Raw genomic sequence first — 13981 nt, forward strand, 5'->3', positions numbered from 1 at the left:
TCAGGTGCATTGAGAATACCACGTCAGGCGCATTGGTCATACCAAAATTGATATGCATCAAGTTTTGATGGCTTAAAAGTAGACAATTCTGGACAAAAAGAAAGCCCGGCGCGCTTTCGCGGCCGGGCCTGGCAGGTCGTACGCAGTGGATTAGCCCAGGGTTTTGAAGGCTTTGATCCGCTGCAAATGCGGGGAGATATTCTTGAATTTGTGGGTCTGTTCTTCATCCCAGACAATTTCATAGTAATGATGCAGCAACTCAGCCGCCCGGTGGCTGTTAAGGGCTTCATCATTACGCGACAGGATCACCAGACAACGGTCGCGGTTTTTCTCCCGAAAATTACTGACGCACTTGGTGGCAATATCGACATACTCTTCAGGGCGGTCAATTTTGCCTTCCATGTTCTCATTCGGGAAAAGATTAGGATTGAACACCACCTGGCGGATATCGCACAGGAATCCAATCCGCTCTGCCCAGTAGCCACCTAATCCCACGCCACAAATCAGCGGACGGTCATCGATGTTGAGCTGCAACATCTTGTCCACCTCTTTGAGCAGGTGCTGCATATCATGCTTTGGATGGCGTGTGCTGTAACTGATCAGCCGGACATCCGGATCGATAAACTGCAGCTGCAGGACCTTCTCATGATTACCAGGACTGTTTGAGTCAAAACCGTGTAAATAGATGATCATTGTCTTCTCACCACGCTACGCCTTCCGGGAGGATTTACAGGCTGGCTTTATGTGCCTGCCAGCGTTCATTCAGGGCTTCAAGCTGCGCGTTGACCGTCTTCCAGCGCGCCGAGTCCATCAGCTCCTGACGGCTAAATGAACCTTTATGATACAATTGTGTAACACGCTGTGCATTGATCGGCGACAGGTTATCCAGCACGCTGACGGCACCTTTACGATTATTGCAGACGAGGATCATATCGCAACCTGCGTCCAGCGACGCCTGACCGCGCTCCGCGTAGCTGCCCATAATCGCCGCCCCTTCCATCGACAAATCGTCTGAGAAAATCACGCCATTAAACCCCAGCTCCTGACGCAAAACGGTTTTTAGCCAGTGCGCGGACCCGCTTGCAGGACGCGGGTCGACGTCGCTGTAAATCACGTGCGCTGGCATGATAGCGTCCAGCTTGTTATCGGTAATCAGGGAGCGGAACACCGACATATCTTTGGCACGAATGTCAGCTTCCGGACGCGGATCGCGCGGCGTCTCTTTGTGCGAGTCGGCGGTCACCGCACCGTGTCCCGGGAAATGTTTCCCGGTGGTTTTCATTCCCGCGTCGTGCATACCGTCAATGAAACAGCTCGCTATCGCCAGCGCAATACGCGGATCTTCATGGTATGAGCGTTCGCCAATGGCGGCGCTGATATGCCCCACGTCCAAAACCGGCGCAAAACTGATGTCGATATCCATGGCAATCATCTCGCTGGCCATCAGCCAGCCAGCCTCTTGCGCCAGTTTGCCACCCTCTTCCGTGCCCAGTAATGCCGCAAAAGATTGGGCGGCAGGCAGGCGAGTAAAGCCTTCGCGGAAACGCTGTACGCGTCCGCCTTCCTGATCGACGGCCACCACCAGATGATTGCGCGATGCAGCACGGATCTGGCGCACCAGTTCTCGCAACTGCGCCGGATCGTGATAGTTGCGGGTGAACAGGATCAAGCCTCCCACCAGCGGGTGCGCCAGTATTTCACGCTCCTCCGCATCCAGTTCAAACCCTTCTACATCCAACATGACTGGACCCACACCAACCTCTCTTATCCTTTAGTTTGTAACTGACGCCAGGCATCATCTGCCAGCGCAATAAATTGTTTGTCTCGGGATTGCTGAAAGCGCATTTCAAACCAGCCAGCCATCAGCATGACGACCCACGGTCGCCAGCGCCTCACCTGACGCCTCAGGGCGTCGGCATTCATGTGCGCTATCCGGGCGTAGTCGGTGATGAGCCGCTGCCGCGCAGTATCATCTTCCGACCAGACGGCCGCCAGCTCCAGCGCCACGTCTCCGTCACCGGCATACTCCCAGTCGATAAGCCTCGCACCGAGGGACGTATGAACAATATTTCCGGCATGAACATCCATATGCAGCGGCGAGAGCCGAAGCGGCTGCGGTTCGCCCGTTTTACGCAGCCGTTTTAGCTGTGCCAGCCAGAATGGGGTTCGCCTGTCGGCTGAAGCCTGCTGCCAGTATTGATCAAGCAACGGCAGCAGCGTCACCCGCCACCCCAGACGCGGTTGCCGGTGCAGATGACAGAGCATAGCTGCAAGCACTGCCGTTTCCGGTAGCGTGTTGCCGATCTCCCCTGCCAGATACTCCACGGCCATCCAGCCCTGGCGGTAAAAACGGGGCTTTGGCACCAGATCCGCCGGAAGGCGTTTCAGTGCCCGAAACTGACGGCGGAAATGGGATGCAGACGCTGAGGGATCGTGATTCTGCCGCAATACCAGACGTTGCTCGCCCTGCTCTATAATGCAACTCGCGCCGCCAAGCCCGGAAGGGGCCTGCGGCGCGATAAGGCGATACTGTGGAAAATAACGCGTCAGGATCTCTTCACGCGTCCTGTCAGAGTTGCGTAACGGCACCTTTACCTGACCAGATAATCTCGCCTGTCTGAACCAGCATCAGCTGCATCTGCAGGGCTGGCGTGTTCACGTTACCGGTGGCACTGGAGTAAAGCACATACTGCGCACCGACGTTACGGGCAATCCCAATCGCCTTGCTGCGTGAACCGAGGCTGTCCTGCGGTGACAGGCCCAACTGCTGCTTGGCTACCGCGAGCTGCTGTGCCGAGACCAGCGTAAACTTACCGTTATTGGCCAGGGCATTGCGCAGGGTTTCTGTCGCTTCGCCCGCGTTCAGCGAACCGTTGGTACGGTTATTCACGCTATCAACCAGCAATACGCTGCCCGCGGTCACACCCTGAGCCTGCAGCATTTTGCCGACCATCGGTTGCATCGCACCGTTCCAGTCATAATGACGAACGCGCGGCGCAGGCTGCGATGTCTGATCCGGATGTTCAATTGGACCAGGCTGCGACGGAATAGACGGCACAGTCGGTACGGTTGGCGGCGGCTGCGTTGGCTGTGTCGGCTGCTCGGTACCCGGTTTGGCCTCTTCCACAGGCGCAGGCTCTTCAGTTCGGGTCACACACCCTGCGAGGAACAGAGCGAAAGCAGTCACGAGCGCATAACGGCTCAAATTTTTAATCAAGGTTCACCCCTTACAAATAAAGATAAAGTCTCACCTTATGTGCACCCAGATAGTTGGCGCTGCCATAGAGCGTTACCGACGATCTTGCCGGAATAGTGACGCTGCGCGGCGCTTCCAGCGGATGCATTTCAAGACCTCGTACGTCATACCAGAAAAAACGGTAGTGCACCGTCACTGGTTCTTGTCTTTCATTAAAGAGCGTAGAGGAAGCAGAAGAGTTGATTTCACTGATCGACAACGCAGGTTGTTGCGCCGTGATGCCCGCAGCAAGTACGGAGGATTCCATCACCAGCGTCTGTTCATCGCTGACGGGGATCGCCGGACGCGTGCTGCACCCTACGATCAACATCGTCATTACCAGCGCTGCAATACGCCCTTTAAGCATGTCAAAGACCTTTATGTGCCAGCATCGGCCCCAGAGGACGTCCACCCAGCAGATGCATGTGAATATGATAAACTTCCTGACCACCGTGGCGATTACAGTTCATGATGAGACGGTAACCGTCATCAGCAATCCCTTCCTGCTCAGCAATTTTTGCGGCCACTGTCAGCATACGACCTAACGCTACTTCATGCTCGGTTTTTACGTCGTTTACGGTCGGAATCAGAATATTAGGAATAATAAGGATATGTGTCGGAGCCTGAGGAGAAATGTCCCGGAAAGCCGTCACCAGCTCATCCTGATAAACGATATCCGAAGGGATTTCGCGGCGGATAATTTTACTAAAAATCGTTTCTTCAGCCATGACCTTTTCCTTTTTTGTTTAATCTGGCGTAGTGCGCCGCCATTAACACATTCTCAGTATTACTGTGTGCCACAACACAAGAGTATGAGCGAGATTCTCCTGTCCTTTCAACCTTCTCCACCGATTTCTTTCCTGAATGTCCTCCAGCTGCCTGGAGAGTGAGCGCTGACGCGTCGCGATCGCCTGAAACATTATTTCAGTTCCTTTTGACACATCTGTTTACACCGTTAATCTCAATGCGTATATTTCGCATTTGCATTTTCATGCGCATTTTCAACATAGAAAACGACATCAGCCCGCACACGCGGGACTGATGCAGACCACCTTCACCATTCATTAAGGGTTTGATGATGTCTTTCATTACTCATACCAGGGATGGGCAACGCCAGCCTGTCGCAACACCTTCGTTGCTGGCAGCCTGTATTGCTATGGCATTGATGCCAATCGTCAGTTTTGCCGCCTCCACGACCGAAGATACGGTAGTTGTGGAGGGTGGCTTTGATAACGCACAGGATCCCTCCAGCGGACAGGATCAGGACTACAGCGTAAAAACCACCACCACCGGGACCAAACTGTTACTTGTTCCCCGCGATATCCCCCAGTCCGTCAGCGTGATTAGCCAGCAGCGCATGGCAGATCAGAACCTGCAGTCAGTCGGCCAGGTGTTAACCAACACCACCGGCGTAACGGCCCAGGTGCAGGACAGCGACCGCACCGTATTTTACTCGCGCGGATTCTTCGTCAGTAACTATGCGTTCGATGACCTGCCGACCTCCATCAGCGAAGTATGGAACTTTGGCGACACCGCCGCCGACACCGCCATTTATGACCGTATAGAGGTGGTTCGCGGCGCTACCGGGCTGATGTCCGGCACCGGTAACCCATCCGCCTACGTCAATATGGTGCGCAAGCACGCAGACAGTAACGTATTCAAAGGGAACGTCTCCGCCAGCTACGGCAGCTGGGACAAGCAGCGCTATGTGCTGGATTTACAGGCCCCGCTGGTAGAATCCGGCAAGGTGCGCGGTCGTCTGATCACCGGTTACCAGGACAACGACAGCGCTGTGGATAACTACCACTACCGTAAAAAATTCCTCTATGGCGTGGTGGATGCCGACGTCACCGATAGCACGACCCTCTCCGTAGGCTATGAATATCAGGAAAGTCACACCGCCGATCCTACCTGGGGCGGTCTGCCAACCTGGTATAGCGACGGAAGCAAAACCCATTACGACCGCAGCCAGACCGTTGCGCCTGACTGGGCTTACTCGGATAAAGACAACACCCGTATCTTTGCCAACCTGACCCAACGTTTTGACAACGGCTGGGAAGCGCACATCAACGGCATGCATGCGGAAACCCATTTCGACAGCAAACTGATGTATATGTCCGGCTATCCGGATAAAGAGACCGGGGCGGGCATGGTCGGCTACGGCGGCTGGAACCGCGGTGAACGTAAGCAGGATGCCATCGACGCCTTCCTGCGTGGCGATTTCAGCCTTTTTGGTCGTCAGCATGAGATGATGTTTGGCGGGAGCTTCAGCCGCCAGCGTAACCATTACGATAACAGCATGCCGGATGCGTTATACGGTATGGTGGATGTGGGTAATTTTAAAAACTGGAATGGCACTATCGCCGACCCGCAGTGGACACCGTGGAAGCTCTATAGCCAGGACGACATTCGCCAGTCATCGGCGTATACCTCGGCCCGATTCTCGCTGGCCGACCCGCTGCATCTGATCCTTGGCGCGCGTTACACCAACTATAACATTCGCTACAACCCGGCAGGCTCCCCGGATACCCGTCTGCAAAGTTCCAAAGATGACGTAACGCCTTATGCAGGACTGGTTTATGACATCAATGAAGACTGGTCGACCTATATCAGCTACACCTCTATTTTCCAGCCACAGGACAAGCGTGACGCGAGCGGCCGTTACCTCGACCCTACGACCGGGAAAAGCTACGAAGCGGGGGTGAAAGCGGACTGGTTCAACACTCGCCTGACCACCTCACTGGCCGTTTTCCGTATTGAACAGGATAACGTGGCGAGCAATACCTACACCTATATGCCAAGCGGTGAATCTATTTATGAATCACTGGATGGCGTAGTCAGCAAAGGGATTGAATTTGAGCTAAACGGTGCACTGACCGACAACTGGCAGTTAACCTTCGGGGCGACACGGTTTATTGCAGAAGATAAGCGCGGGAATGCCATCAGTTCCGATCAGCCACGCACGACCATGAAGCTGTTTACCCGTTATCAATTGCCTATGCTGCCAGAACTGGCGGTGGGCGGCGGGGTGAACTGGCAGAATAAAGTGTGGACGGATGTAGAGGGTGGCCCGGCAGGCCAGTCCCGTGCAGAACAGGGCAGCTATGCACTGGTGAATCTCTTCAGCCGTTATCAGGTCACCAGGGATCTGGCCTTGCAGGCCAACGTTAACAACCTGTTTGATAAAAAATACTACGACTACGTCGGGTCATACGTTGTCTATGGCGCGCCGCTGAACGTCTCCGTCAGCGCGAATTACTCTTTTTAAGTTTCTACCCATAAAAAAGGCAGCCATTCGGCTGCCTTAGTCTCCCCAGGTCACAGCTTAGCTGTTGCGGATGTACTCATCCATTTCGGTTTTCAGGTTATCGGATTTAGTCCCGAAGATTGCCTGAACGCCCGAACCAGCAACAACAACCCCTGCTGCACCCAGTTTTTTCAGACCCGGCTGGTCTACTTTCGCGACGTCGGCAACGCTAACACGCAGACGAGTGATGCACGCGTCCAGGTTAGTGATGTTCTCTTTCCCGCCGAATGCGGCAACCAGAGCCGGAGCCATTTCGCTTGTCGCGGTGGCTTTGCTGTCTTCTGACGCATCTTCACGACCTGGTGTTTTCAGGTCCAGTGCTTTGATCAGCACGCGGAAGATGGTGTAGTAAACAACGGCATAGCACGCACCAACGATTGGGAACAGCCACAGTTTGCTGCTGTTACCGGACAGAACGATGAAGTCGATCAGGCCGTGAGAGAAGGACGTACCGTCACGCATACCCAGCAGGATACAGATTGGGAACGCCAGACCCGCCAGAACCGCGTGAATGATGTACAGGATCGGCGCAACGAACATGAAGGAGAACTCGATCGGCTCGGTGATACCGGTCAGGAACGAGGTCAACGCTGCGGAGATCATGATACCGCCCACTTTTGCACGGTTCTCTGGTTTAGCAGAGTGCCAGATAGCAATTGCCGCTGCCGGCAGACCGTACATTTTGAACAGGAAGCCACCAGACAGTTTACCTGCAGTTGGGTCACCCGCCATATAACGTGGGATATCACCGTGGAATACCTGACCTGCTGCGTTGGTGAATTCACCAATCTGCATCTGGAATGGAACGTTCCAGATGTGGTGCAGACCAAATGGTACCAGGCAACGCTCGATGAAGCCGTAGATACCAAACGCCACAACCGGGTTCTGATAAGCAGCCCACTGAGAGAAGGTCTGGATAGCGGAACCGATTGGTGGCCAGATGAAGGACAGGATCACGCCAGTGAAAATCGCTGCCAGACCAGAAATAATCGGAACAAAACGCTTGCCCGCGAAGAAGCCCAGATACTCAGGCAGCTTGATGCGATAGAAGCGGTTGAACATGTACGCTGCAATCGCACCGGAGATGATACCGCCCAGAACACCGGTGTCTGCCAGGTGTTTCGCAGCGATCTCTTCTGCCGGTAAATGCAGAACCAGTGGCGCAACCACTGCCATGGTTTTCACCATGATGCCGTAGGCAACAACTGCAGCCAGCGCAGAAACGCCGTCGTTATTGGTGAAGCCCAGCGCCACACCGATAGCGAAGATCAGAGGCATGTTAGCAAAGACGGAACCGCCTGCTTCGGCCATCACGTGGGAAACTACGGCTGGCAGCCAGCTGAAGTTAGCAGAACCGACACCCAGCAGGATACCTGCGATAGGCAGTACGGATACTGGCAGCATCAGCGATTTACCGACCTTTTGCAGGTTAGCAAATGCATTCTTAAACATAATTGAGAGTGCTCCTGAGTATTTGTGCTTTTTTTACGCTTTCACGCATTGGCCCGGGGGGAGTACCGTGCCGTGGACAGGACATCTAAGCGCCCTTTATTTATTACACAGAGTAAAATAATTCCCTCTGAGTTTGTTTGACGGCTATCACGTTTCAGCTTAAGACGGTCGAAAAACTTTCAGTTATTTACAAAAAGCGTTTCTGGATGTGTCTAAATACACCTTCACCGCCCCAAATGAGGCGGTGAACTTTACTCGTTTTATGTATTAATTACGAGCCTAAAAAAAACAGGCGTATCAAACAGATTGCAGGCGGGCGGGGTCGATATGGAACAGCGTAGAGAAGTTGTCCGTCGTGACGCGGGCCAGCTCTTCAATGCTGACGCCTTTAAGCACGGCCATGTACTCGGCTACGTCTCTCGTCATGGCTGGCTGATTTTCTTTACCGCGATGCGGCACCGGTGCCAGATACGGAGAGTCTGTTTCCACGAGGATGCGATCAAGCGGAACATAGCGCGCAGCCTCGCGGAGTTGCTCAGCGTTACGGAACGTCACGATCCCCGAAAACGAGATATAAAACCCTAAATCAAGCAGTTTACCCGCTGTTTCTCTGTCTTCTGTGAAACAGTGTAGTACGCCACCGCAATCCGTCACCTTTTCTTCCTTCAGGATCGCCAGCGTATCGGCGCGCGCATCACGGGTATGGACAATCACCGGCTTGTTGAGCTCGCGACCAATGCGAATATGATGGCGGAAGGATGCTTGCTGGCGCGGTTTCGTTTCCGGCGTGTAGTAGTAATCCAGCCCGGTCTCCCCCATCGCCACGACGCCCTCTTCTGCGGCCAGCCGGCGCAGTTCCTCAACGTCGTACTCTTCATCCTGATTGAGCGGATGCACGCCACAGGAGAAAACAACGTTCTCGCGCTCGCCCACCAGCTCACGCATGCCGCGATACCCCGGTAACGTTGTCGCCACGGCAAGGCAAAACTTCACATCACGGGCAGCGGCTTTGGCCAGCACGTCGTCCACGTTTTTATGCAGGGATTGATAATCCAGGCCATCAAGATGGCAGTGTGAGTCGACTAAAAACATAATGTCTCTCTCAGAGATGGGAAACAGGCGGTGTCACGCCTGGTTGCAGGTAATGTTCGATACGCAGCAACTGGTCGGTCAGTAAAAGCTCGCGATTAAGACCGGTCACTGTTAAAAGCTGTTCACGACTCTGACAGATATCGTGAAGGATAGCGTGTAATGATACGCCTGACAGGCTGTTCGCCAGCGTGTTAACCAGCGGCCAGACGTCCGGGTTGGTCAGTAGCGTTGCTCCTTGCTGGAGTTTGAGCGCATCCAGAAGTAAGGAAGCCAGCCAGTGCAGACGTTCCGCGGCCTGCTCGCCGTTAAGCACAGGCAATAAACTTAGCCAGTCGCGGCTGGTGATGGAAGACTCAACGGCCCGGCAGAGCGCGTCTCGCTGTGACCAGACCTCTGGCTGCAGTAATGCCAGCGCCGCCGCGGGCGCACCGCTGCTCAGGCGCAACGCAGAGAGCGCCCCTTCCGGTGACGTTGTCACTTCTCGTTCAAGCCAGCTCAGCGCCCATGATTCCTGAGGCACCGCGAGGTGGTGAAGACGACAACGGCTGCGCAGCGTTGCCAGCAAACGCCCCGGGTCACGACAGGAGAGAAGGAACCACGTTTTCTCCGGCGGTTCTTCCAGCGTTTTAAGCAGCGCATTCGCCGCCGCCTCGGTAAGCTGTGCTGCGTCTTTGAGCCAGACGACTTTTGCGCCGCTGAGCCGCGCATGTTCGTACAATTTTTCACTGACTTCACGCACGGCATCAATACCGAGCGCGCTTTTGCCCTTCTCGGGCTCGAGCGTGTAATAGTCAGGGTGCGTGCCCGCCTGCATTAACTGGCAACCACGACATTTACCACAGCTTTTATGGCCTTCCGGCTGCTGACACATCAGGAAGCGGGTGATGGCGTAAATCAATGCATCATCCCCCATTCCCGGCAGTGCCTGAATCAGTAACGCATGATGCCCCCGACCAGCCTGATAGCTTTCGATCAGCTTTTCAAAATGCGGGCGCAACCATGGGTACCATTTCATGCCTGTTGCTCCTGTAGCCACTGCGTAACCGTCTTCTGAATAGCGCGGGTGACCTCTTCCAGGGATTGCGTCGCATCAATGGTGCGAATACTGCCATCCTGATCCGCCAGTTCCAGATAGCGCGCGCGGGTACGGTTAAAGAAATCAAGGGACTCCTGCTCAATGCGGTCCAGCTCACCGCGAGCACGGGCGCGCTTGAGACCCACTTCCGGCGTCACATCCAGATAGAGCGTCAGGTCAGGGCGAAAATCACCCAGCACCGCATCGCGCAGCGTGGCCAGCATCGTCTGGTCAATACCACGCCCACCGCCCTGATAAGCCTGGGTCGACAGGTCATGACGATCGCCAATTACCCACTTGCCATTAGCCAGGGCCGGTTTAATGACCGTCTCCACCAGCTGCACGCGCGCCGCGTAGAACATCAGTACTTCGGCTTTATCTGTGATGACCTCGTCACCTACGGATTTGATATCCAGCACCAGGCTTCGCAGCTTTTCGGCCAGTTGCGTACCGCCGGGCTCGCGGGTAAATACCATGTCCGCAACGCCAAGCGATTTGAGCGTATCCACCACCACGTTGCGGGCCGTGGTTTTACCCGCCCCTTCGAGTCCCTCAATGACAATGTATTTACTGCGCATTTTTTTCCTTAAGTGCCTTCAGATAGTCCTGAACGGAGCGATTATGGCTGGCAAGGTTGGTGTTAAAGGTATGCCCCCCTTTTCCATCAGCCACAAAATAGAGATACGGTGTTTTAGCAGGATGCGCAGCCGCACGCAGGGAAGCCTCGCTCGGCGTGGCAATCGGGCCCGGCGGCAGACCGCTAATCACGTAGGTATTATACGCCGTTGGCGTCTCCAGATCTTTTCTTGAAATCTTACCGGTATAACTCTCGCCCATTCCGTAGATGACGGTGGGGTCCGTTTGCAGACGCATGCCGATACGCAGGCGGTTAATGAAGACCGATGCCACCTGATCGCGTTCGGCGGCGACGGCCGTCTCTTTCTCAATAATTGAGGCCATCGTGACAAACTGGTTTTGATCTTTGTATGGCAGACCGTCCATGCGCCCTTCCCAGGCGGAATCGACGGCTGCAACCATCTTTTTATGCGCCCGCTTAAGGATAGCCACATCGGTCGTGCCTGCGGTGTACATCCAGGTGTCTGGCCAGAACCAGCCTTCCACCCACTCAGGGTGTTCAAATTTCAGTACCTCGGCCACCGTCTGATAGCGGTCATCTTTCAGAGTATGCTTAATGTACGGAGCATCGCGCAGCTGTTCGAGATAATCGCTCAGGCGCATCCCCTCAACAAAACGCAGCGGGAACTGCGCTTCTTTACCGCTTTCCAGCAGCTGCAGCATCTCTTTGACGGTCATCCCCGGCGTAAAGCGATAGGTACCGGCTTTGAAATGAGACAGTTCAGGCTCGATACGTAACAGCCACTGAAACACGCGCGGACGGTTAATGATCTTGTCGCCATAAAGCTGTTCGCCAAGCGCCAGGCGGCCCGTCCCCGCTTTCAGGGTAAAAATCGTCTCGTCTTTAATCAGGATCTTACTGTTCGCCAGCTGACGAACTTTCCACACTCCCGCTCCGCCGGCAACACCCAGCGCAACGATAAGGAGGAGGACAAAGCGCAACATTTTCTTCATGACTATCGGGTTTGCTCACATATCGGGGCTAAAAACTGAAACAGCTCGCGCGAGGACAAGCTGTATTGACCATACGCGCGGACGGGTACAACCGGCATCAGCGCATTACAGATGATAATTTCATCAGCCTGGTGCAGCGCCTCCTCTCTCGCGCTCACTTCGACAACGCGAAAGCCAGAGTGTGCCAGCTGCTGCAAACAAAACTGACGCATAATCCCGTTGACGCCGGCCTGCTCGAGCGACGGCGTATAAACATCGCTCCCCTGCCGCCAGAGTAAATTAGCCGCACAGCATTCCGTAATAAACCCTTCGCTGTCAAGAACCAGCGCCTCATCAGCGTCCGTCTGTTCAAGATGAGTGCGAATCAGTACCTGTTCAAGGCGGTTGAGGTGTTTTATACCGGCAAGCATAGGGTTTCGCCCCAGACTTACCGGGCTGAGCGTTAGCGTAACGCCCTCTTCACGCCAGCGCAGATAATGAGCAGGACAGGCAGACACCGAAAGGATCCGCGTTGGGTGCTGGCAAGCTGTACCGCTGTATCCCCGGCCACCGCTGCCGCGGCTGATGATCACCTTCAAAACACCGCTTTGCTTCCCGGCCGCCAGCTGGCACATCTCCTGACGCAATGTGTCCCAGTGCGTGAAGGGGATCATCAAGGCTTCACAACCCTGCTGAAGACGACGAAGGTGCGCCTCGAGCAGGCAGACATTGCCGTCGAGAATGCGCGCTGTCGTAAAGCAGCCATCACCAAACTGAGTTGCCCTGTCACCAGCAGGCAGCGTGTTTTGCTCAAGGCCATTGATTAAAAACATGGTGGCTCCTTATGCGTGGGCATTTAGTCTGGCAGGATGCCATGCAGCCGACAAGAAGATTAGGCTTAATAAAAAAGGCCCGACAAGCGGACCTTTTTTAATCGCCATGATGCAGTCAGGCTCAGATCTTTTTGAAGATCAGTGAACCGTTAGTACCACCAAAGCCGAAGGAGTTACACAGGGTGTACTCCATACCACTTACCTGACGCGCTTCGTGAGGAACGAAGTCCAGGTCACAACCTTCATCCGGATTATCCAGGTTGATGGTTGGCGGAACAGCCTGATCGCGCAGCGCAAGGATAGAGTAGATAGACTCTACTGCACCCGCCGCACCCAACAGGTGACCGGTCATGGATTTCGTGGAGCTCACCAGCACGCGGCTGGCGTATTCGCCGAAGATAGACTTAACAGCCTGAGCTTCTGCTTTATCGCCTGCAGGCGTAGAAGTACCGTGCGCGTTAACGTAACCAATGTGCTCCGGGGTAAGACCCGCGTCGCGAATCGCGTTGGCCATTGCCTGCGCGGCGCCCGCACCATTTTCTGGTGGTGACGTCATGTGGTATGCATCGCTGCTCATCCCGAAGCCGACAACTTCAGCATAAATCTTCGCGCCACGTTTTTTAGCATGTTCGTACTCTTCAAGTACGATCATACCCGCACCGTCACCCAGCACGAAACCGTCACGGTCTTTGTCCCACGGACGGCTTGCTGCCTGCGGGTTATCGTTGCGGGTAGACAGCGCACGCGCTGCACCAAAGCCACCCACTCCCAGCGGAGTACTGGCTTTTTCCGCACCGCCCGCAACCATAGCATCTGCATCGCCGTACGCAATCATGCGCGCGGCCTGGCCGATGTTATGCACGCCAGAGGTACATGCGGTAGCGATAGAAATGCTTGGCCCACGCAGGCCGAACATGATGGTCAGATGACCTGCCACCATATTAACAATCGTGGACGGAACGAAGAACGGGCTGATTTTACGCGGGCCGCCATTCATCAGAGATGTATGGTTTTCCTCGATCAGACCCAGACCGCCAATCCCGGAACCGATAGCGGCACCGATACGGGTTGCGTTCTCTTCCGTAATCTCAAGGCCAGAATCCTGCATGGCCTGAACGCCAGCGACAATTCCATATTGAATGAAGGCATCCATCTTGCGCTGTTCTTTGCGCGAGATGATCTCTTCACAGTTAAAATCCTTTACTAAGCCAGCAAATTTCGTTGCATAGGCGCTAGTATCGAAATGGTCGATTAGGCTGATGCCGCTCTGACCGGCAAGGAGAGCTTTCCAGGTGGACTCTACGGTATTGCCGACAGGAGACAACATGCCAAGTCCGGTCACAACTACACGACGCTTAGACACGTTTGTCCTCCAGGGAGGGATAAAAAAGGGATTCGTGGGACAAAAAAGATAAAAC

The 13981-nt window shown here is 54.7% G+C and carries 14 protein-coding genes; 1 reads left to right on the top strand and 13 read right to left on the bottom strand.

From position 1 onward, the window contains the following. Positions 1-150: 150 nt before the first annotated feature. The 6 genes from ycfP to hinT are packed head-to-tail and all read right to left on the bottom strand — an operon-like array spanning position 151 to position 3963. A complete protein-coding gene (ycfP, locus tag QLG09_RS10565) occupies positions 151-693 on the bottom strand; it encodes an alpha/beta hydrolase YcfP (RefSeq protein WP_013097106.1) in 543 nt (180 codons plus the stop codon). A gap of 34 nt (positions 694-727) precedes the next feature. Then, positions 728-1753 carry a beta-N-acetylhexosaminidase gene (gene nagZ, locus QLG09_RS10570; RefSeq protein ID WP_020884661.1) on the bottom strand — a complete coding sequence of 342 codons (1026 nt, stop codon included), beginning with the start codon at positions 1751-1753 and terminating at the stop codon, positions 728-730. A gap of 11 nt (positions 1754-1764) precedes the next feature. Next, on the bottom strand, positions 1765-2589 hold the full coding sequence (thiK, locus tag QLG09_RS10575) for a thiamine kinase (RefSeq protein WP_282488899.1): 825 nt from the start codon (positions 2587-2589) through the stop codon (positions 1765-1767). Then, complete coding sequence (gene lpoB, locus QLG09_RS10580) at positions 2570-3217, bottom strand: penicillin-binding protein activator LpoB (protein ID WP_014169586.1); 648 nt, start codon at positions 3215-3217, stop codon at positions 2570-2572. Before lpoB ends, thiK begins: the two co-directional genes overlap by 20 nt. A gap of 10 nt (positions 3218-3227) precedes the next feature. Continuing rightward, complete coding sequence (locus QLG09_RS10585) at positions 3228-3602, bottom strand: YcfL family protein (RefSeq protein WP_014169585.1); 375 nt, start codon at positions 3600-3602, stop codon at positions 3228-3230. A 1-nt stretch (position 3603) separates the two neighbouring features. Continuing rightward, positions 3604-3963, bottom strand: a complete 360-nt coding sequence (gene hinT, locus QLG09_RS10590; protein ID WP_014169584.1) for a purine nucleoside phosphoramidase — start codon at positions 3961-3963, stop codon at positions 3604-3606. A gap of 350 nt (positions 3964-4313) precedes the next feature. Between hinT and fhuE the strand changes: the two genes are divergently transcribed. Next, positions 4314-6503 carry a ferric-rhodotorulic acid/ferric-coprogen receptor FhuE gene (gene fhuE / locus QLG09_RS10595; RefSeq protein WP_049022662.1) on the top strand — a complete coding sequence of 730 codons (2190 nt, stop codon included), beginning with the start codon at positions 4314-4316 and terminating at the stop codon, positions 6501-6503. A gap of 57 nt (positions 6504-6560) precedes the next feature. On the opposite strand, the gene ptsG is transcribed toward fhuE, so the two are convergent. The 7 genes from ptsG to fabF form a co-directional block, all read right to left on the bottom strand. Next, positions 6561-7994, bottom strand: coding sequence for a PTS glucose transporter subunit IIBC (ptsG, locus tag QLG09_RS10600; RefSeq protein ID WP_014169582.1), 1434 nt, complete (start codon positions 7992-7994; stop codon positions 6561-6563). 297 nt (positions 7995-8291) lie between these two features. Next, the gene (locus QLG09_RS10605; RefSeq protein ID WP_032677884.1) at positions 8292-9086 is read right to left on the bottom strand and encodes a metal-dependent hydrolase; all 795 of its coding nucleotides are present in this window, start codon (positions 9084-9086) and stop codon (positions 8292-8294) included. 10 nt (positions 9087-9096) lie between these two features. Continuing rightward, positions 9097-10101 (bottom strand): DNA polymerase III subunit delta', encoded by a 1005-nt coding sequence (gene holB / locus QLG09_RS10610; protein WP_244047876.1) that lies wholly within the window; start codon positions 10099-10101, stop codon positions 9097-9099. Then, positions 10098-10739, bottom strand: coding sequence for a dTMP kinase (gene tmk, locus QLG09_RS10615; RefSeq protein ID WP_014169579.1), 642 nt, complete (start codon positions 10737-10739; stop codon positions 10098-10100). The genes holB and tmk overlap by 4 nt, the downstream gene beginning before the upstream one ends. Continuing rightward, entirely contained in the window at positions 10729-11751 is a 1023-nt protein-coding gene (yceG, locus tag QLG09_RS10620; RefSeq protein WP_014169578.1) for a cell division protein YceG, read from the bottom strand. Before yceG ends, tmk begins: the two co-directional genes overlap by 11 nt. Before the next feature lie 2 nt (positions 11752-11753). Further along, positions 11754-12563: an aminodeoxychorismate lyase gene (pabC, locus tag QLG09_RS10625; protein WP_049022665.1), complete on the bottom strand. Its 810-nt coding sequence runs from the start codon at positions 12561-12563 to the stop codon at positions 11754-11756. 121 nt (positions 12564-12684) lie between these two features. Continuing rightward, positions 12685-13926, bottom strand: coding sequence for a beta-ketoacyl-ACP synthase II (gene fabF / locus QLG09_RS10630; protein WP_014169576.1), 1242 nt, complete (start codon positions 13924-13926; stop codon positions 12685-12687). Positions 13927-13981: the final 55 nt, after the last annotated feature.

Origin of the sequence: Enterobacter sp. V89_11, from assembly GCF_029967775.1 — a bacterium.
GTDB lineage: Bacteria > Pseudomonadota > Gammaproteobacteria > Enterobacterales > Enterobacteriaceae > Enterobacter > Enterobacter ludwigii.